Source organism: Methyloparacoccus sp. NF-16, from assembly GCF_056880625.1.
The window spans coordinates 3,243,325-3,264,284 of the sequence record NZ_CP174130.1 but is presented as its reverse complement, the minus strand read 5'-3'; the positions used below and the strand labels follow the sequence as shown (position 1 = coordinate 3,264,284).

The window sequence follows — 20,960 nt, the reverse complement described above, 5'->3', positions numbered from 1 at the left end:
GGGGGCGCGGTCTCGGGCGGCAGCTGTCCGGTACGTCCTCAGGCCGTGGCTCAGCGGCTGACGGTCTGGATCACCCCGCAGGCCATACGCGCGCCGCCAGGCTGGTCGGCGTAGTTGTCGGCCTCCGCATGGATGATCAATGCCCGTCCCCTGACCTCGTCCAGGCGCAGCCGCTTCGAGACGATCGCCTCCCGGGCCGTGCCGTCGGCGGCCACGTTCAGCATCGGCAGGTCACCCTTGTGCCCGGCACCCTCGGGGCCCTTGTGCTGGCCGGTCTTGTCGGGATCGTAATGGCCTCCGGCGGCGAGACCGGCCTGAGCCTTGCCGTCCTTTTCACCGGGAGCGCAGCCGCTGCCCTCGTGCAGATGGAAACCATGCGGGCCGGGCGGCAGGCCGGCCAGATCCGGCTGGAAGGCCAGGCCGGCGGCGGTTTCGCTGATGGTGACGGTGCCGAGGCGCGCACCGACGCCCTGGGCATCGATGCGGTGGATCTCGGCGCTGGCCTCCTGGGCCGAGGCCAGCAGGGACCAGGACAGCAGCAGCAGGGTTAGCAGGGACTGTGACATGGCGCGCTCCGTGATGGTTTTTCTATCCATTGTAAACGGATCGAACCGGGCGGGGATCGGCGCGGTTTCAATCCGGCCGCAGCCGCCGGACCGCGAGAAAGGGCAGCGCCACCCCGCAGGCCAGTATCAGGCCGCAGCCGATCAGGGCCGTGCTGTCGGGTGTCTCGCCAAAGAAGGCGATGCCCATCAGCATGCTCATCACCGGCGCGGAGTAGCCGACCGCGCTGACCAGTATCGCCGGCGCCAGCTGGTAGGCCCGGGTGAGCAGCAGCTGCGCCGCGCTGCCGGCGATACCGGCCGTCAGCGACCAGGTCCAGGCCATGCCGCCTGCCGGCAGGGCGAAACCGCTCCAGGCGAACCAGACGAGATGGAACAGCACGGCCACCAGGCAGAAGTAGAACACCACGGTGGCGGGCGGGTTGCTGCGGCCAGCGCGGGCGATCATCAGGTAGGCCAGCGCCGCGAGGAAGCCCGAGAGCACGCCCATCAGGCGGCCGGTCAGGTCGACGGCATCCAGGCCGGGACGGAACAGCAGGACCATGCCCGCCACCGCACCCGCTATCGCCAGCCAGTCGCGCAGGTTGTTCCGCTGCGACAGGACCCACGGTCCCAGCGCCGCGACGAAGATGCCGCTGCTGGCCGTCAGGAAGGCGCTTTCGCCCGGTCCGATGCGCTGGATCGAGGCAAACGAGAGCATCAGCGATACGCCGCCGAACAGCCCGCGCAGCCAGAGTGCCAGCCGCAGGTCACCGAACAGCCCGCGCAGGTTGCCTGCCACCATGGCCGGGAGGAGTAGCGCCGCCAGATTGACGCTCACGCGGACGAAGCTGATGACGCTGGCTGCGACTGGCACCGCCAGTCGGGAGGCCGCATACACGCAGTTCGCCATCAGTGCGAAGAGAACGCAGGCCAGCAACATCAGCAGCAGTCCTCGCGCCTCCTGCGGGCGGCTTCCGGTGCGGCGGGATATCGGCATGGAAGTGATTAGACGCCAGGCCTGCCGGTGGCTTCAAGCCGGCCTGTCAGCGGCGGGCGCAGGGGGCGAAAAAAACGTGGGCAAAACGGAAAGGCCGTGTTACCGTAGCTTCGCCTGTACAGTTCTTCCATGGCGTCGCGTTATTGCTTCGCGAATCCAGCGTCTCAGCCGCTCCGTTCTTGAAGTCCGCTCTCCCACGAAGTAACTCCCAAGGTTGAACCGGTCCCCGTGACCACTGTTGTTTGTCAAGTTTGAGTTCCGACGGCCTGTCGGAGCTGGAGATGTTGGTATGAAAAACATTTACGTAGGCAATCTTTCCTTCAAGACCACGCAGGATGAACTGCGCGAGGCATTTGCCCAGTTCGGCGACGTGTCCTCCGTCAATATCATCACTGACCGCATGACCGGCCAGTCCAAGGGTTTCGGTTTTGTCGAAATGGAAGATGCCGGCGCGCAGGTCGCGATCGACAAGCTGAACCAGACCGACCTGGGTGGCCGTACCATCACCGTCAACGAAGCGCGTCCGCGCGACGACAACCGCTCCGCGGGTCCGCGTCGCAGCAACTTCGGCGGCGATCGCAACGATCGCGGTGGCTTCGGCGGCGGTCGCCGCTTCTGATCGCCCCTCCGGTCAGGCGCTGACGCTTCGCGGGGCCGTTATCGGCCCCGTTTCCGTTCTGGCACCCGGAAATCCCGGCCATGCGTGCGGGGGGATCGGGTCCTCTCTTTCCTCACAGCCCTCGCGGCAGAACCTTCGGCCAAGCACGGCCGGCGTCTTGCCCCGGCGTCCTTCCCATCCCCCATCAACCCGCGTTTCCCGCAGGGATTCGACCAAGGCTTGCCCCGTCAACCCTGACTGCGAGCGATCTTCCGGCGGCGCCCGCTTGCGTTGCCAAGGCTCCCGAACCGGTCCGGCGGCCGGCCGCCAGCGCGAAGGTCGCAGACCATCCCGTCGCATCGCCGCCCGGTTCCCGGAACTGACGTGAGCGGCGGTCACATGATTGCGCTTGCTTTTGCCCATACCGCATTGCACACTCCGAACGTCTGGTTTGTTGCGACATAAAAGGGGTATGGGTCATGGAAAACGAAAATAAGCCGCCCATCACGTCGGAATTTACGCCGATTGGAACCTGGGCCTTGCTGTGCATGGTGGCCATCGCCATGCTTGCGGCCTGGTTATTCCTGTATTTCGGGGTTTTCCTGCCGCGTGGCACGGTGCATTAGCGGAGTTTCACGATGGACAAGAATCATGATTCTGATCAGAGATCGCCGCTGGCCGCCGAGCTCCGGGAACTGCGCGACCTGCCAGCCAGGTTGCACGTCGATCCGCTGGAGAAACGCTGGATCTACGTCGCCCTGGCCATGGTCGGCACCTTCGTGGCCGCCATCCTCTACACGGGCCTCGTCAAGCACGTGCATCCGCCCGGCGCGATGGAAACCATCGATTCTGCCCGTCTGCATCTCAGCGAGGAATTCGCCGAGGACAGGCTGGGCGTCGCCACGCTGCCGGACGGCAGCATCCGCGTGACGCTGGTCGCCGCCCGCTACGGTTTCTATCCGCGCGAGATTCGCATTCCGGCCGGCCAGCCGGTCACCTTCCGAGTGGCCAGCGCCGATGTCCTGCACGGCATTCACGTGCCCATGACCAACATGGCCACCATGGTTGTGCCCGGCTACGTTTCCACGCTGACGACCACCTTCCCCAAGCCCGGCGAGTACCCGATGCTGTGCAACGAATACTGCGGCATGGGACATGACCACATGTGGAGCAAGGTCACGGTCGTGTCGCGCGAAAGCTGGCAGTCCGGCACCACGCAAACGACGGGGAGATAAGGGCATGGCTGAGAAAAACTTCAGAATCTTCGTGCTGGGCCATTTCTGGCTCGCCTTCGGGGCCTTCGGCCTGGCCTGCCTCCTGGGCTTCTATCAGGTGCTGGAGCGCAGCGGCCTGATCGCCGCCATCCAGTCGCCACAGGTCTACTTCGCCTCCGTCAGCACCCATGGTGTCCTCATGGGGTTCGTGCTGACCACCTTCTTCATCATGGGCTTCGGCTATCTGGTGGCGACCAGCAGCCTGAAGATGCCGATCTGGAATCCGCGCCTGGCCTGGGCCGGGTTCGCCATCTCCGTGTCCGGAACCCTGATGGCGGCGGTTCCGCTGCTGCTGGGCAAGGCCTCGGTGCTGTACACCTTCTATCCGCCGGTGCAGGCCAGCGCGTTCTTCTACCTGGGCGCCACCCTGCTGATCGTCGGTTCCTGGTTCTGGGCTGCCATCATGGTGGTGATGTTCGCCCAGTGGAAAAAGGCCCATCCGGGCGAACCCGTGCCGCTGCCCATGTTCGCCAATACCGCGAATGCCCTGCTGTGGCTGTGGACTAGTGCCGGCGTGGCGCTGGAGGCCGTGTTCCAGCTGATTCCCTGGGTACTGGGCTGGATCGATACCATCGACGTGGGGCTGGCTCGCACACTGTTCTCCTGGACCCTGCACCCGATCGTCTACTTCTGGCTGATTCCGGCCTACATCGCCCTCTATTGCCTGGTGCCCCAGGCGGCCGGCGGCAAGCTGTTCAGCCAGGACCTCGCCCGCCTTGCCTTCGTCCTGCTGCTGGTGTTCGGCTTGCCGATCGGCTTCCATCACCTGTACATGGACCCCGAGCAGGGCAAGGGCTTCAAGATGATCCATGGCATCGGTACCTTCCTGGTGGCCGTGCCGACCCTCTTGACCGGCTTCACCGTGGTCGCCTCGCTGGAGAAAGCCGGTCGCGATGCCGGCGGCACGGGGCTGTTTGGCTGGATCGGCGCGCTGCCCTGGCGTAACCCGCTGGTGCTGGCAGCCATCCTGGCGTTCCTGATGCTGATCGCCGGCGGTTTCGGTGGCATCGTCAACGCCAGCTATGCCATGAATGCCATGGTCCACAATACCGCCTGGGTGCCGGGGCATTTCCATCTCATCTTCGGCGGCACCACGGTCATCCTGTACTTTGCGGTCGCCTACGCCGTGTGGCCGCGGGTGACCGGCAAGGCGCTGATTCCGGGTACCCTGCCCTTGGTGCAGTTGTGGAGCTGGTTCATCGGCATGATCATCCTCAGCACGCCCTGGCATATCCTCGGCCTCCTCGGCCAGCCACGGCGCATTTCCAGCGTCGCCTACAACAGCGTGCTGACGCTGGCCTGGGATCCCTACGAGCTGGCCATGATCATCGGTGGTGCGGTTCTGCTCGGCTCGGCCCTGCTGTTCCTGCACATCCTGGCCAAGTCCCAGAAGCGCGGCGAGCCGGTGAGCGAGGCCATCGCCGAAATCCGCTACGCCGACAGCGAGCCCGCGGGCGCCCGCGTGCCGCCGCTGCTGAATGGCTTCGGTGTCTGGAACGTCATCATCCTTGCGCTGATGCTGGCCAACTTCGGCTATCCGATCGCGCAGTTCTTCCTGACGAAAACCTTCGGCTCGACCGGATGGGGGTATTGATCATGAAAACAGCCTATTGGCTTGCCACCCTGCTGATGGCGGTCTCGGTCGGCGCGGCATGGGCCGAACCCTCCTCCAAGGTCGCCTGGACCCCGGAACAGCTCGCGGCCCTCAAGCGCGGCGATGCCGCCAAGGGCAAGGTCATCGCGGAAACCTGTGCCGCCTGCCATGCCAACGGCGGGCAGTTCCCGTATCTCGACGGCCAGCTGGCGCCCTACCTCTACAAGCAGTTGCAGGACTACAAGGACGGCAGCCGCGACAATCCGGTCATGACCGGCCTGGTTGCCGGCCTGTCGGCCGAGGACATGGCGCATGTCGCGGCCCACTACAGCCAGCAGGCGCTGCCACCCGCGCCCAAGACCGAGCCGGCCTCGGAAGCCGCCGAGGTCCTGGTTGAGATGGGCGACAGCCGCCGCATCCTGCCGCCCTGCGCCGCCTGCCACGAGGCCAGCGGCAAGGGCCAGAAGATCGACGTGCCCGCCATCGCCGGGCAGAACGCCGCCTATCTCGAACAGACGCTGCTCGATTACAAGAGCGGCGCCCGCTACAACGACCTCTACGGCCGCATGCGCAGCATCACCCAGCAGCTGAACGAGGACGAGATCAGGCAGCTGGCGCGCTACTATGCTGGTCTGCGTCGCTAGATGTCTGGGCGGATGTCGATGCAGCGTCCTTGCTATCCAGGAAAGGGATAGGCAATCGGTATGGCCCGCGTGGGCTCGCTTGCCTCGGCTTGGCGATCAAACCCCTGCCCCGTGCCGTGGGAACGGGACTTGATGTTTTCGGTTGTGCCTCGCGCGCGCCTGCGCGCACCTGCGCGCACGATATCGAGGACCTGTCAGAACAGTGCGATCAGAGCCATGATCGTTGCCATGAGATTCAGCAGCACGATCAGCCCGGCCGAAATCGCCAGCACCAGCAGAAACACCGGGTTGGTGAAACTGAGGGTGCCGCCGAGGATGGCCATGAGGTCGGTGGCGTCGAGGCCCATCGCGGCGATGTCGTAGGTCAGCCCGCCCAGTTTGCGCAGGTCGCCCAGGCGGCCGCTCGTCTCGGCCGGCGGCTTGTCGGCCAGCAGGCGCTGCGCCACGCCACCGGCCAGGTGCTTTGCCTGTCCGGCCCACTGGGCGACGCGCTGCGGCAGGTTGCTGGCTTCCGCCAGCACGTACCAGCTCCAGCCCAGCACCAGGCCGGGCAGGAGCAGGAGCGTGCCGAGCACGACTGCCCAGGTCGCCGACAGATCCCAGGCGCGGACGGTCAGCCAGTCCAGCAGCAGGGCTGACAGGACGCCGCTGATGGCGAGCCACCGTGCCAGTCCCTTGAAGCGGTTGGCGAGGTTCTGCACCAGCCGGGCGAAGCCCATCAGCTTCGGCAGCAGGTCGGCCAGCGTCGGTCGGCTGGCGGTGTCGGGTGTGGTCATGGCGCGTCTCGCGGGGATGCTCAGGAGAGCTTCTGCTTCAGCAGCTCGTTGAGCTGCGCCGGATTGGCCTTACCCTGGGTGGCCTTCATGGCCTGGCCGACGAAGAAGCCGAACAGCTTCTCCTTGCCGGCCCGGTAGCCCGCGACCTGGTCCGGATTGGCGGCGATGATCTGGTCGATGATGGCCTCGATGGCGCCGGTATCGGTGATCTGCTTGAGGCCCTGCCGCTCGATGATGGCATCGGCCGCATCGGCGGAGGTCCACAGGGTCTCGAACACCTCCTTGGCCATCTTGCCGGAGATGGTGTCGTCGGCGATGCGCCGGACCAGCCCGGCCAGGCGTTCCGGCTGCACCGGGCTCTCCCCGATGTCCAGTCCGGCCTTGTTCAGCGCGGCGGCGAGATCGCCCATGACCCAGTTGGCGCACAGCTTGGCGTCGCAGTCCGCGACCTTGACCACCGCCTCGTAGTAATCCGCCAGCTCGCGGGTGGCGGTCAGGACGCCCGCGTCGTAGGCGTTCAGGCCATACTGCGACTGGAAGCGGGTCCGCTTGGCGTCGGGCAGTTCCGGCAGGGTAGTCGTGACCGTCTCGATGAAGCCGGTCGTGATCTCCAGCGGCAGCAGGTCCGGGTCCGGGAAATAGCGGTAGTCGTTGGCCTCTTCCTTGCTGCGCATGGAGCGGGTCTCATCCTTGACCGAGTCGTACAGCCGGGTTTCCTGGACCACCGTGCCACCGGCTTCGAGGATCTCGATCTGGCGTTCGATCTCGAAGTTGATCGCCTTCTCGACGAAACGGAACGAGTTGAGGTTCTTGATCTCGGCGCGGGTACCGAATGTCTCCTGGCCCTTCGGGCGGATGGAGACGTTGGCGTCGCAGCGGAACGAGCCTTCCTGCATGTTGCCGTCGCAGATTTCCAGATAGCGCACCAGGGCATGCAGCTTCTTCATGTAGGCCACCGCCTCCTTGGCCGAGCGCAGGTCCGGCTCGGAGACGATTTCCAGCAGCGGCGTGCCGGCGCGGTTGAGATCGATGCCGGAAAAGCCGTGGAAGTCCTCGTGCAGCGACTTGCCCGCGTCCTCCTCCAGATGCGCGCGGGTGATGCCGATGGTTTTCTCCACGCCGTCCACCTCGATGACGAGCTGGCCGGTGCTGACCACCGGCAGATCGTACTGGCTGATCTGGTAGCCCTTGGGCAGGTCGGGGTAGAAGTAGTTCTTGCGCGCGAACACCGAGCGCGGCGCGACGGTGGCGCCGATGGCCAGGCCGAACTTGACCGCCATGCGCACGGCGTCCTCGTTCAGCACCGGCAGCACGCCAGGCAGGCCCAGATCGATGGCGCAGGCCTGGGTGTTCGGCTCGGCGCCATAGGCGGTGGCGGCGCCGGAGAAAATCTTGGACTTGGTGGCGAGCTGGGCATGGATTTCCAGCCCGATCACGGTTTCCCACTGCATAAACGGTACCTTCAACGGGTCAGACAGGCCGGGGCGCGCCCGTGTCCTGGGGTTCATGAAACATTCGGATGGTGGCCCGGCCGCCGTACCCGAGGGCCAGATCCGCCGGGGCCATCGTCCGCCACAAGGCCTGGCCAGCCGGATGGCGCGATGCGTTCGCCGGCCTGCCGACAGCGGTAGGTCGGCCGCGCTGCCGGGCCGGCAGCCCGTTGACCATCCCCGGGTGAATGCCCGGCGGGTTGGCGGCTGTCCGGCGGGTGTCGCTCATCGTCGGCGACCCGCTTCAGGCCGGCAGCGCGGGCGCCCGGCGATGCCAGTCGGTCGCCTGCTGGTAGCGGTGCGCCACGTTCAGCAACCGCGCCTCGGCGAAATAGTTGCCGATGACCTGCATGCCCACCGGCAGCCCATGCGAGAAACCCACCGGAATCGACATGCCCGGCAGCCCTGCCAGGTTGACGGCGATGGTGTAGATGTCCGACAGGTACATGGCGATCGGGTCGGCGCTCTTCTCGCCGAAGCGGAAGGCCACCGAGGGCGAGGTCGGCCCCATGATCACATCCACGTCCTCGAAGGCACGCCGGAAATCCTCGCTGATCAGGCGACGGATCTTCTGCGCCTTGAGATAGTAGGCGTCGTAATAGCCGGCCGACAGGGCATAGGTACCGATCAGGATGCGACGCTGGACCTCGGCACCGAAACCCTCGCCGCGCGAGCGCATGTAGAGATCCTTGAGATCCTTCGGCTCCGCGCAGCGGTAGCCGTAGCGGACCCCGTCGAATCGGGCCAGGTTGGAGGAGCACTCGGCCGGCGCGACGACGTAGTAGGCCGGGCCCGACAGGTGCATGTGCGGCAGGGAGACCTCCTTCACGGTCGCGCCCAGCCGGCGGTACTCGTCGACCGCCGCGTGGACCAGGCGGGCAATCTCGGGGTCGAGCCCCTCGCCGAAGAACTCCTTCGGCAGGCCGATGCGCAGGCCCTCCAGGCTGTCGCCGAGCGTGGCCGAATAATCCGGTACCGGCTGGTCGACGCTGGTCGAGTCGCGCGGGTCGAAGCCGGCCATGACCTGCAGCATCAGGGCGCAGTCCTCGGCGGTGCGCGCCATGGGGCCGGCCTGGTCGAGGCTGGAGGCGAAGGCGATCATGCCCCAGCGCGAGACCCGGCCATAGGTCGGCTTGAGGCCGGTGATGCCGCAGAACGCGGCCGGCTGGCGGATCGAGCCGCCGGTGTCGGTGCCGGTCGCGCCGGGCGCCAGCCGCGCGGCCACCGCCGCCGCCGAGCCGCCGGAGGAGCCCCCCGGCACCGTGCCGGTATCCCAGGGGTTTTTCACCGGCCCGTAGAAGCTGGTCTCGTTGGACGAGCCCATGGCGAATTCGTCCATGTTGAGCTTGCCCAGCATCACCGTGCCGGCCTGGTGGAAGCGCTCGACCACCGTGGCGTCATAGGGCGAGACGAAGTTGTCGAGCATCTTGGAGCCGCAGCTGGAGCGGACGCCCCGGGTGCAGAAGATGTCCTTCTGGGCGATGGGGATGCCGGTCAGGGGCCCCGCCTCGCCGCGCGCCCGCCGGGCGTCGGCGGCCCGGGCGGCGGCCAGCGCGGCCTCCCCGGTCACGGTGATGAAGGCGTTCAGCTCGCCGTCCAGCGCCTGGATGCGGTCCAGGCAGGCCCGGGTCAGCTCCTCGCTGCTGTAGTCCTTGTTCTTGAGGCCGAGCGCCAGCTCGGCGATGGTGTTCTCGTGCATGGTTCGGTTCCGGAAGATCCCGGGCGGATGGCCGGGGCGGCGGGCGGTCGGCTGCGCCGGCGCGCGGCGTGCCGCTGCCTCGGGAGGGGTTTACTCGATGACTTTCGGCACCAGATACAGGCCGGCTTCGACGGCCGGCGCCTGGGCCTGGAACAGCGCGCGCTGATCGGCTTCGGTCACGGTATCGGGCCGCAGGCGCTGGACTTGGTCCAGTGGGTGCGCCATGGGCGTCACCTGGTCGGTGTCCACGGTACCCATCTGCTCGATGAAATCCAGGATGCCGGACAGGTCGCGGGCGTAGGCGGCGGTCTTGTCCGGGTCGATGGCCAGCCGGGCGAGCCAGGCAATGCGATTGACCTCTTCAGAGGTAAGGGACATGGTTTTTGCTCACTCTAAGCGGAAGGCTGGGGATGGGAATGTCCACCATTATTCGGGAAATCCATCGGTAACGTCAAAGCATCGGCTCGGGGTCGCCGCGGACAATGTCCTTGTGGTCGCGCCGGCGCCTGGATGGCGGACCGTGCCGTGCGCCCCGGCGGGGTATCCCGATCACGTCGGGGCTGCCTTGCGACACCTGACCGGCCGTTGTTAAATAGCTGATTTTTGGACGGCGGAAAGATCATGTTTCTGAAGCAGCTCCGGGGTTTTTACTCGACCGACCTGTCCATCGACCTCGGCACTGCGAACACCCTGATCTATTGCCGGGGCAAGGGGATCGTGCTGGACGAGCCCTCGGTGGTGGCGATCCGCGAGGACCGGGCCCGCGGCCAGAAGAGCATCGCCGCCGTCGGCTCCGAGGCCAAGTCGATGCTGGGCCGCACGCCCGGCAACATCACGGCGATCCGGCCAATGAAGGACGGCGTCATCGCCGACTTCACGATCACCGAGAAGATGCTCCAGTATTTCATCCACAAGGTTCACGAGAGCCAGTGGTTCCGGCCGAGTCCCCGCGTGCTGATCTGCGTGCCCAGCGGTTCCACCCAGGTGGAGCGGCGCGCCATCAAGGAATCGGCGCTGGGTGCCGGTGCCCGCGAGGTCTACCTGATCGAGGAGCCCATGGCGGCGGCGGTCGGGGCCGGTCTCCCGGTCGACGAGGCGCGCGGCTCCATGGTGCTGGACATCGGCGGCGGCACCTCGGAAGTGGGCATCGTCTCCCTCAACGGCATCGTCTACTCCGCGTCCGCCCGCATCGGCGGCGACCGCCTGGACGACGCCATCATGAGCTATGTGCGTCGCAACTACGGCACGCTGATCGGCGAGGCGACCGCCGAACGCATCAAGCACGAGATCGGCTCGGCCTATCCCGGCAGCGAAATCAAGGAGCTGGAGGTCACCGGCCGCAACCTGTCCGAGGGCGTGCCGCGCAGCTTCGTGCTCAGCAGCAACGAGATTCTCGAAGCCTTGCAGGAGCCCCTGCAGGGCATTGTCGACGCCGTCAAGACGGCGCTGGAGCAGACTCCGCCCGAGCTCGGCTCCGACGTGGCCGAGCGCGGCATCTACCTGACCGGCGGCGGCGCCCTGCTCAAGGACATCGACCGGCTGATCTCCGAGGAAACCGGCTTGCCCGTGCACATCGCCGAGGATCCGCTGACCTGCGTGGCCCGGGGCGGCGGCCGTGTCCTCGAACTCCTGGATACCAAGGGCATGGCGATCTTCTCGATGGAGTGAGGCGCCCCCGGGCCGATCGACGCTCGCCAACTCCGCCGCATGCGCGCCAGAAGCGATTCGCGGCCGTTGTTCGCCAACGGCTCGACGCTGCATCTGAAGCTGGTCCTGTGCCTGCTCGCCTCGCTGATCCTCGTCTCGCTGGAGCGGCGCGGCGCGCTCGCGCCCCTGCGCCAGCCGCTGGCCTACCTGATCGATCCCATCCGCTATGCCGCCAGCGCCCCGGCGCGGCTGGCCCGCGAATTCGGCGAGCAGCGCCGGGCACATGCCGAGCTGGCCGAGGAAAACCGGCGCCTTAGGCGCGAGGCCCTGATCCTGCAGGGCCGGCAGCTCAGGCTGGAAGCCCTGGAACAGGAAAACATCCGCTTGCGCGGCCTGCTCGACACCACCTTCAAGGTCGGCGATCAGGTGCTGATCGCCGAGCCCCTGGCCATCAACGTCGTGCCCTACGAGAACCTCATCGTCGTCAACAAGGGCAGCCGGCACGGCTTGCAGCCCGGTCAGGCGGTGGTCGACGGCAACGGCGTTGTCGGCCAGGTGCTGCGGGTGACGGTGCACAATGCCGAGGTGATCATGATCACCGATGCCAGCCACGCGCTGCCGGTGCAGGTCAATCGCAACGGACTCAGGACCATCGCCGTCGGTACCGGCGCCAGCGACCGGCTGGAGCTGCCCTATCTGGCCGGCAGCGCCGACATCCAGGCGGGAGACCTGCTGGTCACCTCCGGCATGGGCGGCGGATTCCCGGCCGGCTACCCGGTTGCCCGCATGGTCCCCGAGCCCGGCAGCGGCGCGCTGCGGGCGGTGCCCGTGGCACAGCTGGACCGCAACCGGGAACTGCTGGTGGTTCGCAGCGATGCGACGCCCATTCCGCGCATTCCCGCCGTCAGCCAGGCCGGCACTGCGACCGACCCCGACCATGCCGCTCGCTAGGCCGTCCGGCATGGCGCCGGGCGGCACGCTGTTCGGCCTGCTCCTGGCCCTGCTGCTGCGCCTGCTGCCGTTGCCGCCGGGCTGGCTTGCCCTCAGCCCCGACTGGCTGGCCTTGCTGCTGCTGCAGGGCAGCCTGCAGGCGCCCGGGCGTGTCGGCATCCTCACCGCCTGGCTGTTCGGCCTGCTGGCCGACGCCCTGACCGGCCGGCTGCTCGGCCAGCAGGCCCTGGCCTATGCCGTCATGGTCTACCTCAACCTGCGCCTGCGGTCACGATTGCTGGGGCTGCCGCTGCCCCTGCAGGGCCTGTGGGTGCTGTTGTTGCTGCTGCTCGGGCAGTTGCTCGTCCTCTGGACCCGGCCTGCCGAACTGGCCGAATCCGTGCGGGCCGCCTATTGGCTGCCGGCCCTGAGCGGCGCCCTCGCCTGGCCGGTGCTCCGCGCGCTGCTGCGCGGTCCCGGCACCCTGGCGCGAGAGCCATGAGCGAGAATCTGTCGATCCGGGACGATTTCCGCGAGAACCGGCTGTTCCTCAACCGCATCATCGCCAGCGTGGCGGTTATGCTGCTGGCCGTGGTCGCGCTGGTGGTGCGGCTGGTCTACCTGCAGATTGCCGGCCACGAGCAGTACGCCAGCCTGTCGCGCGAGAACCAGATCAAGATCGCGCCGCTGCCGCCCAACCGGGGCATGATCTACGACCGCAACGGCGAGCCCCTGGCCGATAATGTCGTGACCTTCAATCTCGAGATCGTCCCGGAGCAGGTCGAGGACTGGCCCCGGCTGCTGGAGCAGCTGACCGAGGCGCTCGACCTGAGCCCGTCCGAACTGCGGCAATTCCACGCGCAGCGCGCCATGCGCAAGCCCTTCGAGAGCGTGCCGCTGCGCCTGGGCCTGTCCGAGGAGCAGGCGGCCCGGGTGGCCGTGCGGCTGCCCTGGCTGTCCGGCGCCGAAATCCACACGCGCATGATGCGCACCTACCCCTATCGGGAGCTGACCGCCCATGTGGTCGGCTACATCGCCCGCATCAACGACAAGGAGCTGGCCAGCCTCGACCCCGCCCAGTATCGCGGCAGCTTCTTCATCGGCAAGAGCGGGCTGGAAAAGAGCTACGAGACCCTGCTGCACGGGCTCACCGGCCACGAGGAATACGAGGCCAACGTCAGGGGCAGGATGGTGCGCCGGCTGGGCCGGCACGAGCCGGTGAGCGGTACCGACCTGTTCCTGTCGCTCGACATCCGCCTGCAGCAGACCGCCATGGATGCCCTGGGCGAGTATCACGGCGCGGTGGTGGCCATCGATCCCCGCAACGGCGATGTCCTCGCCCTGGCCAGCAAGCCCAGCTACGATCCCGACCCGTTCATCCAGGGCATCAGCCGCGAGCGCTATGCCGCCCTGCAGCAGGACGAGGCGCGGCCGCTGTACGACCGCGCCACCCGCGGCACCTACCCCCCCGGCTCCACCGTCAAGCCCTTCGAGGCCTTGGCCGGGCTGGAACTGCTTGGCCTGTCGCCGGCCCACCGTGTTGCCTGCCCCGGGTATTTCCGCCTGCCGGGCTCGCGCCACCAATACCGGGACTGGGCGCATGGCGGACATGGGCCGACCGACATGCGGCTTTCCATCGTCCAGTCCTGCGACGTCTACTACTACGATCTGGCCACCCGCCTGGGCATCCGCCGGCTGCACGACTTCATGCACGGCCGCTTCGGTCTCGGCCAGGTGACCGGGCTGGACATCGCCGGCGAGAAGGCCGGCATCTACCCCTCGGAGGAATGGAAGCGCAAGTACCGCAAGGCTGAATGGCGGGCTGGCGATACCGTCATCGCCGGCATCGGCCAGGGGTTCGTCACCGTCACCCCGCTGCAGATGGCCAGGGCGACGGCGGTGCTGGCAAACCGCGGCCTGGCTGTCGAGCCACGCCTGGTCAAGCGCATCAAGGCCGGCTGGGAGGTCGAGCATCCCTACCCGAGATCGCCCGCGGGCGGCCGGCCGATCGATCCCGGGCACTGGGATACCGTGGTCGGCGCCATGGTCGACGTGGTGCAGCGCGGCACCGCCCGCCGCATTGCCGCCGGGCTGAGCTATCGCATGGCCGGCAAGACCGGTACCGCGCAGGTGTTTTCCGTGGCCCAGGGCAAAAGCTACAAGAGCATGCGGGTGACCCAGTCGCTGCGCGATCACGCCTGGTTCATCGCCTTCGCGCCGGCGGAGGCGCCGCGCATCGCCGTGGCCGTGCTCGCCGAGAATGCCGGTCACGGCGGCACCGTGGCGGCACCGATCGCCCGCCGGGTCATCGACCAGTACCTGTTGCAGGACCAGCCATGAAGATCGACCACCATCTGCTGCGCCTGCGGCTGGCGCCCGACGCGCCGGCCGGCCCGTTGCGGCGCCTGCCGCTGGACTGGCCGCTGCTCGGCGGCCTGCTGCTGCTCTCGGCCGTGGCCATGGCGGTGCTGTACTCGGCCTCCGGACAGGATCCGCAGGTGCTGTTGCGCCAGGCGCTGCGCCTGCTGCTGGCCCTGGGCGTGATGCTCGCCATCGCCTGCGTGCATCCGCGCCAGCTGTTCAATGCCAGCCCGATCCTGTACCTGGTGGGCATCGTCATGCTGGTGCTGGTGCTGCTGTTCGGCAAGGTCAGCATGGGCGCCCAGCGCTGGCTGGACCTGGGCTTCGTCCGTTTCCAGCCATCCGAGCTGACCAAGCTGTCCACGCCGATGATGCTGGCCTGGTTCCTGTCGCGCGCCCTGCCGCCGCCCGGGCGGCTCCAGCTGCTGGTCTCCGCCGTGCTGATCCTGTTGCCGGTGCTGCTGATCGCCCGTCAGCCCGATCTCGGCACGGCGATCCTGGTCGCGGCCTCGGGCGCGGCGGTGGTCTTCCTGGCCGGGATCGGCTGGCGCTACCTGGCCGGCCTGCTGATCCTCGGCGTCGGCTCGCTGCCGGTGCTGTGGCGCTTCCTGCACGGCTACCAGCGCGACCGCATCCTGATGCTGCTCAACCCGGAGGCCGACCCCCTGGGCCGCGGCTACCACATCATCCAGTCGAAAATCGCCATCGGTTCCGGCGGCGTGGTCGGCAAGGGCTGGCTGAGCGGCACCCAGGTGCGCCTGGAGTTCCTGCCCGAGAGCTCGACCGATTTCATCTTCGCGGTGCTGGCGGAAGAGTTCGGCCTGGTCGGCTGCCTGGGCCTGCTGGCCGCCTATGGCATCATCCTGGCCCGCTGCCTGTACATCGTCGTTCAGGCCAAGGATCGCTACAGCCGCTACCTGGCCGGCGCCCTGGCCCTGACCTTCTTCGTCTACATCTTCGTCAACATCGGCATGGTCATCGGCATCCTGCCCGTGGTCGGCGTGCCCCTGCCGCTGGTCAGCTATGGCGGCACCTCCACCGTCACGCTGCTGGCGGGTTTCGGCATCCTCATGTCCATCGAGGTGCACCGGCTCCGCCGGCGCGACTGAAACCGCATTGGCCCGACGCGCCCTTGCCGCTATGCTTCGCTTTTCGCTTCACACCACCCGCGCATCATGAAAACGAGCTCGATCGCCGTCTTTCTCGCCGCCGCCAGCCTCGCGCTGGGCGGCTGCTCCACGCCGACCCCCTCGACCGTGCCGGCGCCCGTCGACCGCAAGCCGCCCCGGCAGGCCGCGCCCCGGCCCGATGCCGACGAACCCAAGGTCCTGCTGCCGCCGGCGCCGGGCATTTCCCAGCGCCCCGAGGTCCGTGACTTCATCGCCGAGATGAGCCGCAAGCACGGTTTCGGCATGGCCGAACTGACCCGCGCCTTCGACCAGGCCGGCAGCGTGCCCGCCATCCTCGACGCCATGGCCAAGCCCTACGAGGCCAAGCCCTGGCACGCCTACCGCAAGCTGTTCCTGACCGAGAAGCGCATCAACGGCGGGCGCGACTTCATGGCGCTCAACGAGGCGGCGCTGGCCCGGGCCAAATCCCGCTACGGCGTGCCGCCGGAGATGGCGACCGCGATCATCGGCATCGAGAGCGCCTATGGCGTCAAGCCGGGCAAGTACCGGGTGATCGACTCACTCTCGACCCTGGGCTTCGACTATCCGCGCCGCGCCGGCTTCTTCCGCAGCGAGCTGGAGCAGTTCCTGCTGCTGTGCCGGGAGGAGGGCATGGATTACCTGGGCCCGCTGGGCTCCTATGCCGGCGCCATGGGCATGCCGCAGTTCATGCCCAGCAGCTATCGCAAGCTGGCCGCCGACGGCGATGGCGACGGCCGGCGCGACATCTGGAACAACCCGGCCGACGCCATCGCCAGCGTGGCCAATTATTTCGCCAGGAACGGCTGGCGCGCCGGCGAACCCATCGCCGTGCCGGCGCGGGTCAGCGGTGACGGCTACCGCGACGTGGTCAGCACCAAGAATCCCAAGGCCAGCCTGACGCTGGGGCAGCTCGCCAATCTCGGCGTGATGCCCGCCGAGCCGGTCGGTGGCGGCCAGAAGGCCGGCCTGTTGCAGCTGGCAGGGGAGAACGGCCCCGAGTTCTGGATCACCTTCCACAACTTCTCGGTGATCATGCGCTACAACCATAGCCCGCTCTACGCCATGGCGGCTACCGAGCTGGTCCGCGAATGGCGCGGCGGGCCGGGCCGCTGACAGCGGGCAGCGGCATGGCTGTCGATGCCGGCATCCCGGAAACCCCGGCCTTCGTCTATGACGAGCGCCGGATTCTGGCGCGGCTCGGCCTGTTTCAGCGGCTCTGCCGGGCCAGCGGCGCGCGCCTGCTTTACTCCATCAAGGCGCAGCCCCTCGCGGGTCTCCTGGCGCTGATCCGCCCCGGCGTCAGCGGCTTTGCCGCCAGTTCGCTGTTCGAGGCGCGGCTGGCGGCCGAGGCGCTGCATCCCGGTGACCCCGGCGCCGCCGCCCTGCACCTGACCACGCCGGGTCTGCGGGCCGCCGACATCGCCGAGCTTGGCCGGCTGTGCACGGCGATCAGCTTCAACAGCCTGGAGCAGTGCCGGCGGTTCCTGCCCGGCCTGAATCCGGCGGTTGCCGCGGGTATCCGCGTCAACCCGGGACTCTCCGCCGCCGACGATCCGCGCTACGATCCCTGCCGGCCGGCATCCAAGCTTGGCGTGCCCCTGGACGAGCTGCGGGCGGCGCTCGCAGCCGAACCGGCGCTGGCCGCGCGCATCGACGGCCTGCACTTCCATACCCATTTCAATGGCCGCGAGCCGGGTTCGCTGCGCGATACCCTGGCGCGCATCGAGGCGCTCCTGGGGCCCCGGCTGCAAGCCCTGCGCTGGATCAATCTGGGTGGCGGCTACAACCCGCGCGACATCGCGCAGGCCGACGCTTTCGGCGCGGCGATCCGCGCGTTCCGTGAGCGCTGCCCGCTGGCGGTGTGGCTGGAGCCGGGCAACGCCATCGTCGGCGGGGCCGGGAGCCTGGCGACCACCGTCGTCGATACCTTCCGGCGCGATGGCCAGGCGGTCGCCGTGCTGGATACCGGGGTGCATCACCTGCCCGCCGTGTTCGAATACCAGCGTCCGCCGTGCGTGCGCGAGGCCCGGCCGGACGCCCCCCATGCCTGGCTGCTGGCCGGCAGCAGCTGCCTGGCCGGCGACCTCTTCGGCGTGCACCGCTTTGCCGAGCCGCTGCGGGTCGGCGACCGCCTGCACGTCACCGACGTGGGCGCCTATGCCCTGGTCAAGGCCAGCCGCTTCAACGGCCATGACCTGCCATCGGTCTGGCTGCGCGAGCGCGCCGGCCGGCTGCGGCTGCTGAAAGCCCATGGCTATGCGGAGTACCGGCGGCAATGGACGACACCGGCGCCGCCGGCGGTCCGGTCGCTGGAGCCCGCATCCCCGGGCCTGGCCGCGGCGGATGAACGCGCACCGGCATGCCCATGACCCGCTGGCTGTGGCTCGGCCTGCTGCCGCTGCTCGCGGCGGGTTGCGCCAGCCAGCCCACGCCGGCGCCGCGGCCGGTTCGCCAGCCCATCAATCTGGCGGTCGTGCGCGAGGCGCTCAGCCTCAAGGGCATTGCCTACCGCTGGGGCGAGGAATCGCCGCAGCGCGGCTTCGATTGCAGCGGACTGGTCCAGTACGTCTACGGCAGGCATGGCATCGCTCTGCCGCGCACCGCCTACCAGATGGCCATGGCGCTGCCGACGCTGGACAGCCGCCAGCGCCAGCCCGGCGACCTGGTGTTCTTCAACACCACCGGCCAGCCCTATTCGCACGTCGGCATCTACATCGGCAACGATCACTTCGTCCACGCCAGCAGCGCCAGGGGCCAGGTGGTGGTCTCGCCTCTGGATGCCCCGTACTGGACCCGGCACTATCTCGGCCTGCGGCGGCCGCTGGCCGATGGGCCGGTCGCGCCGCCGCTGCGGATCGGCCGCTGGATCCCGTAGCCGTCCGCTTCGTTTCACCCCATCGAGAGCTGCCCATGAAAGCCATCCTCATGACCCGGCCCGGTCCCGTCGAGGTCCTGGAACCTGCCGATCTCCCCGAACCCGTCATCGCCCATCCCACCGGGATCAAGGTCCGGCTGCGGGCGGCGGGCGTCAATCCCGTCGACACCAAGCTGCGCCGCAGCGGCCTGCTCGGCGCGGGCCCCCTGCCGGCGGTGCTGGGCTGCGACGGGGCCGGCGAGGTGGTAGCGGTCGGCGCGGCGGTGGACCGCTTCCGGGTTGGCGACCGTGTCTGGTTCTGCCATGGCGGCCTGGGCGACGAGCCCGGCAACTATGCCGAGTACACCGTGCTCGACCAGCGCTGGGCGGCGCCGATGCCGCGCACGCTGGATTTCGTCCAGGCCGCGGCGGGGCCATTGGTGCTGATCACCGCCTGGGGCATGCTCTACGACCGGGGGCGGCTGCAAGCCGGCCAGACGGTACTGATCCATGCCGGCGCCGGCGGGGTCGGGCACGTCGCCCTGCAGCTGGCCAGGCTGCGCGGCGCGCGGGTGCTGGCTACCGTGGGCTCGGCGGAGAACGCACGCCGGGCGCGGGACTGGGGCGCGGATGAGGTCATCGACTACCGGGAGGCGGACTTCGTCGCCGAGGTCAACCGGCTCACCGGCGGGCAGGGCGCCGATCTGGTGGCGGAGACGGTCGGCCCCGAGATTTTCGCCCGCAGCATCGGCTGCACCGCGCACTTCGGCGACCTGGTGACCCTGCTCGACCCCGGCCCCCTGTCGCTGGCGGAAGCCCGGCTGCGCAACCTGCGCATCGGCTTCGAGCTGATGCTGACACCCATGCTGCGGCGCCTGGATGCCGCCCGCGACCACCAGCTGGCCATCCTGCGGCAATGCGGCGAGTGGATCGACGCGGGCCGGCTCAGCCTGCACGTCAGCCAGACCTGGCCGCTGGCGCAGGCCGCCGCGGCCCATCGGCAGATCGAGACCGGCCACACGGTCGGCAAGCTGGTGCTGACGATGGCCTGAAGCCGGCCCGCCAGCGGGTGGGTTGCGACGGGTTTCAATCGATCATCGCGGGTGCATAATCAGGCGGCGTCCGGGGCGGTCCCGGGCGACTTCACCGGCACCTAACGGAGAACACCATGAAAAATGCCATGCTGATGCTGATAGAGTCCCTCGCCAAGTTCGGTCTCGACAAGCTGGAGCGCGCCCTGCTGTTCGGCGCCGCCCTGGTGGTCGTCCTGGCCCTGGTTACCGGCACCGTGAAGCTGGATCACAACTGGTTCAGCTTCCTGTTCCGCTGGCTGCACGTCATTTCCGGGGTGATGTGGATCGGACTGCTCTGGTACTTCAACTTCGTCCAGATCCCGTCGATGCCCAAGATTCCCGACGAGCAGAAACCCGCCATCGGCAAGGTCATCGCGCCCACCGCGCTGTTCTGGTTCCGCTGGGCGGCGCTGGCGACGCTGGTGACGGGTCTGGTTGTGGCGGCCATGAATGGCTACATCGTACGGGCCATGACGCTGGGCATCGTCGGCGACGGGCCGTCGCGCGATCTCTATATCGGCATCGGCATGTGGCTGGGCATCGTCATGGCCTTCAACGTCTGGCACATCATCTGGCCGAACCAGAAGATCGCCCTGGGCCTCGTGGAGGCCGACGCCGAGGCGAAGAAGGCCGCCGCCCGCACGGCCATGCTGACCAGCCGCTTCAACACCATGTTCTCGATTCCGATGCTGTATTTCATGGTAGCGGCGCAGAACGTCGGCTGACCGGCCATCCTTGCCGGATTGGCTCCGAAACCCGGCTCCGGCCGGGTTTCGGGTTTCAGGCCCCCGGGTTCATTCCGCCAGGCTGCCGGCGGCGCGCAGCAGCGTCGCCCGGTCCACCGAGCCGCCGAAGCTCAGCGGCAGCCTGCCGAAGGGGCCGAACCCGTCGTGCCAGATCATGTCGCCGGTGACCCGGTAGTCCAGCGCCGGCCGGGATCGCAGGGTCAGCAATTGCCGGACCGCACCGAGGGTGTCGGCGGAGAGGTCCACCGTCATCTCGGATGTCGCCAGCTTTTTCAGGACCAGGGGGCTGCGGCTCACCCCGGTCGCCACCGGCTGCCCGTTCAGGGCGAGATCGACGTCCGCCCCGTCCAGCCGGATGTCGAGATCGTTCGGATTGTCCACCCGCAGTCGCACCCGGAAGGTCGGCCGGAGCGGGTTCGGGTCCTTCAGGCTCAGTTCGGCCAGCGAAACATCGGGCTCCCTGAGTCCGCCGGCATCGGTGCTCCAGGCCGAGCAGCCGGCCAGCAGCGGCAGCCCCAGCCCCAGCCCCAGCCCCAGCAGCGGCAGCGGCAGCGGCAGCGGCAGGCGGGTCATGGCTGGTC

At 68.2% G+C, this 20,960-nt stretch carries 22 protein-coding genes; 15 read left to right on the top strand and 7 right to left on the bottom strand.

The window, feature by feature from the left end:
• Positions 1-50 precede the first annotated feature (50 nt).
• Both sodC and ACH5N8_RS15445 read right to left on the bottom strand, forming a co-directional pair.
• Entirely contained in the window at positions 51-566 is a 516-nt protein-coding gene (sodC, locus tag ACH5N8_RS15450; protein ID WP_483281980.1) for a superoxide dismutase [Cu-Zn] SodC, read from the bottom strand.
• A gap of 67 nt (positions 567-633) precedes the next feature.
• Positions 634-1,542: a DMT family transporter gene (locus tag ACH5N8_RS15445; protein WP_483281979.1), complete on the bottom strand. Its 909-nt coding sequence runs from the start codon at positions 1,540-1,542 to the stop codon at positions 634-636.
• A gap of 289 nt (positions 1,543-1,831) precedes the next feature.
• Here ACH5N8_RS15445 and ACH5N8_RS15440 point away from each other — a divergent pair, with 289 nt between their 5' ends.
• From ACH5N8_RS15440 to ACH5N8_RS15420, 5 genes are all read left to right on the top strand, one after another.
• Positions 1,832-2,161 carry an RNA recognition motif domain-containing protein gene (locus ACH5N8_RS15440; RefSeq protein WP_460026095.1) on the top strand — a complete coding sequence of 110 codons (330 nt, stop codon included), beginning with the start codon at positions 1,832-1,834 and terminating at the stop codon, positions 2,159-2,161.
• Between the two features lie 458 nt (positions 2,162-2,619).
• Positions 2,620-2,766 carry a hypothetical protein gene (locus ACH5N8_RS15435; protein WP_460026094.1) on the top strand — a complete coding sequence of 49 codons (147 nt, stop codon included), beginning with the start codon at positions 2,620-2,622 and terminating at the stop codon, positions 2,764-2,766.
• A gap of 12 nt (positions 2,767-2,778) precedes the next feature.
• Complete coding sequence (locus tag ACH5N8_RS15430; RefSeq protein WP_460026093.1) at positions 2,779-3,375, top strand: cupredoxin domain-containing protein; 597 nt, start codon at positions 2,779-2,781, stop codon at positions 3,373-3,375.
• A 4-nt stretch (positions 3,376-3,379) separates the two neighbouring features.
• A complete protein-coding gene (locus ACH5N8_RS15425; RefSeq protein ID WP_483281978.1) occupies positions 3,380-5,008 on the top strand; it encodes a b(o/a)3-type cytochrome-c oxidase subunit 1 in 1,629 nt (542 codons plus the stop codon).
• Between the two features lie 2 nt (positions 5,009-5,010).
• Positions 5,011-5,652, top strand: a complete 642-nt coding sequence (locus tag ACH5N8_RS15420; RefSeq protein WP_483281977.1) for a c-type cytochrome — start codon at positions 5,011-5,013, stop codon at positions 5,650-5,652.
• Positions 5,653-5,846: 194 nt separating this feature from the next.
• Here ACH5N8_RS15420 and ACH5N8_RS15415 read toward each other — a convergent pair whose 3' ends face one another.
• From ACH5N8_RS15415 to gatC, 4 genes are all read right to left on the bottom strand, one after another.
• On the bottom strand, positions 5,847-6,428 hold the full coding sequence (locus tag ACH5N8_RS15415; RefSeq protein WP_483281976.1) for a hypothetical protein: 582 nt from the start codon (positions 6,426-6,428) through the stop codon (positions 5,847-5,849).
• 20 nt (positions 6,429-6,448) lie between these two features.
• Positions 6,449-7,879: an Asp-tRNA(Asn)/Glu-tRNA(Gln) amidotransferase subunit GatB gene (gene gatB, locus ACH5N8_RS15410; RefSeq protein WP_483281975.1), complete on the bottom strand. Its 1,431-nt coding sequence runs from the start codon at positions 7,877-7,879 to the stop codon at positions 6,449-6,451.
• A 283-nt stretch (positions 7,880-8,162) separates the two neighbouring features.
• Complete coding sequence (gene gatA / locus ACH5N8_RS15405) at positions 8,163-9,617, bottom strand: Asp-tRNA(Asn)/Glu-tRNA(Gln) amidotransferase subunit GatA (protein WP_483281974.1); 1,455 nt, start codon at positions 9,615-9,617, stop codon at positions 8,163-8,165.
• A 90-nt stretch (positions 9,618-9,707) separates the two neighbouring features.
• Entirely contained in the window at positions 9,708-9,995 is a 288-nt protein-coding gene (gatC, locus tag ACH5N8_RS15400; RefSeq protein WP_460026087.1) for an Asp-tRNA(Asn)/Glu-tRNA(Gln) amidotransferase subunit GatC, read from the bottom strand.
• Positions 9,996-10,238: 243 nt separating this feature from the next.
• On the opposite strand from gatC, the gene ACH5N8_RS15395 reads away from it, so the two are divergent.
• The 10 genes from ACH5N8_RS15395 (at position 10,239) to ACH5N8_RS15350 (ending at position 20,358) form a co-directional block, all read left to right on the top strand.
• Positions 10,239-11,285, top strand: coding sequence for a rod shape-determining protein (locus tag ACH5N8_RS15395; protein ID WP_460026086.1), 1,047 nt, complete (start codon positions 10,239-10,241; stop codon positions 11,283-11,285).
• 39 nt (positions 11,286-11,324) lie between these two features.
• Complete coding sequence (gene mreC / locus ACH5N8_RS15390; protein ID WP_483281973.1) at positions 11,325-12,215, top strand: rod shape-determining protein MreC; 891 nt, start codon at positions 11,325-11,327, stop codon at positions 12,213-12,215.
• Complete coding sequence (gene mreD / locus ACH5N8_RS15385) at positions 12,202-12,696, top strand: rod shape-determining protein MreD (protein WP_483281972.1); 495 nt, start codon at positions 12,202-12,204, stop codon at positions 12,694-12,696. Before mreC ends, mreD begins: the two co-directional genes overlap by 14 nt.
• Entirely contained in the window at positions 12,693-14,534 is a 1,842-nt protein-coding gene (gene mrdA / locus ACH5N8_RS15380) for a penicillin-binding protein 2 (protein ID WP_483281971.1), read from the top strand. The genes mreD and mrdA overlap by 4 nt, the downstream gene beginning before the upstream one ends.
• Positions 14,531-15,664 carry a rod shape-determining protein RodA gene (gene rodA / locus ACH5N8_RS15375; protein ID WP_483281970.1) on the top strand — a complete coding sequence of 378 codons (1,134 nt, stop codon included), beginning with the start codon at positions 14,531-14,533 and terminating at the stop codon, positions 15,662-15,664. Before mrdA ends, rodA begins: the two co-directional genes overlap by 4 nt.
• 66 nt (positions 15,665-15,730) lie before the next feature.
• Positions 15,731-16,819 carry a lytic murein transglycosylase B gene (gene mltB, locus ACH5N8_RS15370; protein WP_483281969.1) on the top strand — a complete coding sequence of 363 codons (1,089 nt, stop codon included), beginning with the start codon at positions 15,731-15,733 and terminating at the stop codon, positions 16,817-16,819.
• 14 nt (positions 16,820-16,833) lie between these two features.
• A complete protein-coding gene (locus ACH5N8_RS15365; protein ID WP_483281968.1) occupies positions 16,834-18,075 on the top strand; it encodes a type III PLP-dependent enzyme domain-containing protein in 1,242 nt (413 codons plus the stop codon).
• On the top strand, positions 18,072-18,581 hold the full coding sequence (locus tag ACH5N8_RS15360) for a C40 family peptidase (RefSeq protein ID WP_460026079.1): 510 nt from the start codon (positions 18,072-18,074) through the stop codon (positions 18,579-18,581). Before ACH5N8_RS15365 ends, ACH5N8_RS15360 begins: the two co-directional genes overlap by 4 nt.
• Positions 18,582-18,616: 35 nt before the next feature.
• On the top strand, positions 18,617-19,612 hold the full coding sequence (locus ACH5N8_RS15355) for a zinc-dependent alcohol dehydrogenase family protein (protein WP_483281967.1): 996 nt from the start codon (positions 18,617-18,619) through the stop codon (positions 19,610-19,612).
• Positions 19,613-19,728: 116 nt separating this feature from the next.
• Positions 19,729-20,358: a urate hydroxylase PuuD gene (locus ACH5N8_RS15350; RefSeq protein WP_483281966.1), complete on the top strand. Its 630-nt coding sequence runs from the start codon at positions 19,729-19,731 to the stop codon at positions 20,356-20,358.
• A 69-nt stretch (positions 20,359-20,427) separates the two neighbouring features.
• Here ACH5N8_RS15350 and ACH5N8_RS15345 read toward each other — a convergent pair whose 3' ends face one another.
• The gene (locus ACH5N8_RS15345) at positions 20,428-20,952 is read right to left on the bottom strand and encodes an LEA/WHy family protein (RefSeq protein ID WP_483281965.1); all 525 of its coding nucleotides are present in this window, start codon (positions 20,950-20,952) and stop codon (positions 20,428-20,430) included.
• Positions 20,953-20,960: the final 8 nt, after the last annotated feature.

What these genes read in the sequence shown, in the direction of transcription:
- sodC (WP_483281980.1), bottom strand. Translation starts at nt 566, where the DNA reads ATGTCACAGTCCCTGCTAACCCTGCTGCTGCTGTCCTGGTCCCTGCTG.
- ACH5N8_RS15445 (WP_483281979.1), bottom strand. Translation starts at nt 1,542, where the DNA reads ATGCCGATATCCCGCCGCACCGGAAGCCGCCCGCAGGAGGCGCGAGGA.
- ACH5N8_RS15440 (WP_460026095.1), top strand. Translation starts at nt 1,832, where the DNA reads ATGAAAAACATTTACGTAGGCAATCTTTCCTTCAAGACCACGCAGGAT.
- ACH5N8_RS15435 (WP_460026094.1), top strand. Translation starts at nt 2,620, where the DNA reads ATGGAAAACGAAAATAAGCCGCCCATCACGTCGGAATTTACGCCGATT.
- ACH5N8_RS15430 (WP_460026093.1), top strand. Translation starts at nt 2,779, where the DNA reads ATGGACAAGAATCATGATTCTGATCAGAGATCGCCGCTGGCCGCCGAG.
- ACH5N8_RS15425 (WP_483281978.1), top strand. Translation starts at nt 3,380, where the DNA reads ATGGCTGAGAAAAACTTCAGAATCTTCGTGCTGGGCCATTTCTGGCTC.
- ACH5N8_RS15420 (WP_483281977.1), top strand. Translation starts at nt 5,011, where the DNA reads ATGAAAACAGCCTATTGGCTTGCCACCCTGCTGATGGCGGTCTCGGTC.
- ACH5N8_RS15415 (WP_483281976.1), bottom strand. Translation starts at nt 6,428, where the DNA reads ATGACCACACCCGACACCGCCAGCCGACCGACGCTGGCCGACCTGCTG.
- gatB (WP_483281975.1), bottom strand. Translation starts at nt 7,879, where the DNA reads ATGCAGTGGGAAACCGTGATCGGGCTGGAAATCCATGCCCAGCTCGCC.
- gatA (WP_483281974.1), bottom strand. Translation starts at nt 9,617, where the DNA reads ATGCACGAGAACACCATCGCCGAGCTGGCGCTCGGCCTCAAGAACAAG.
- gatC (WP_460026087.1), bottom strand. Translation starts at nt 9,995, where the DNA reads ATGTCCCTTACCTCTGAAGAGGTCAATCGCATTGCCTGGCTCGCCCGG.
- ACH5N8_RS15395 (WP_460026086.1), top strand. Translation starts at nt 10,239, where the DNA reads ATGTTTCTGAAGCAGCTCCGGGGTTTTTACTCGACCGACCTGTCCATC.
- mreC (WP_483281973.1), top strand. Translation starts at nt 11,325, where the DNA reads ATGCGCGCCAGAAGCGATTCGCGGCCGTTGTTCGCCAACGGCTCGACG.
- mreD (WP_483281972.1), top strand. Translation starts at nt 12,202, where the DNA reads ATGCCGCTCGCTAGGCCGTCCGGCATGGCGCCGGGCGGCACGCTGTTC.
- mrdA (WP_483281971.1), top strand. Translation starts at nt 12,693, where the DNA reads ATGAGCGAGAATCTGTCGATCCGGGACGATTTCCGCGAGAACCGGCTG.
- rodA (WP_483281970.1), top strand. Translation starts at nt 14,531, where the DNA reads ATGAAGATCGACCACCATCTGCTGCGCCTGCGGCTGGCGCCCGACGCG.
- mltB (WP_483281969.1), top strand. Translation starts at nt 15,731, where the DNA reads ATGAAAACGAGCTCGATCGCCGTCTTTCTCGCCGCCGCCAGCCTCGCG.
- ACH5N8_RS15365 (WP_483281968.1), top strand. Translation starts at nt 16,834, where the DNA reads ATGGCTGTCGATGCCGGCATCCCGGAAACCCCGGCCTTCGTCTATGAC.
- ACH5N8_RS15360 (WP_460026079.1), top strand. Translation starts at nt 18,072, where the DNA reads ATGACCCGCTGGCTGTGGCTCGGCCTGCTGCCGCTGCTCGCGGCGGGT.
- ACH5N8_RS15355 (WP_483281967.1), top strand. Translation starts at nt 18,617, where the DNA reads ATGAAAGCCATCCTCATGACCCGGCCCGGTCCCGTCGAGGTCCTGGAA.
- ACH5N8_RS15350 (WP_483281966.1), top strand. Translation starts at nt 19,729, where the DNA reads ATGAAAAATGCCATGCTGATGCTGATAGAGTCCCTCGCCAAGTTCGGT.
- ACH5N8_RS15345 (WP_483281965.1), bottom strand. Translation starts at nt 20,952, where the DNA reads ATGACCCGCCTGCCGCTGCCGCTGCCGCTGCCGCTGCTGGGGCTGGGG.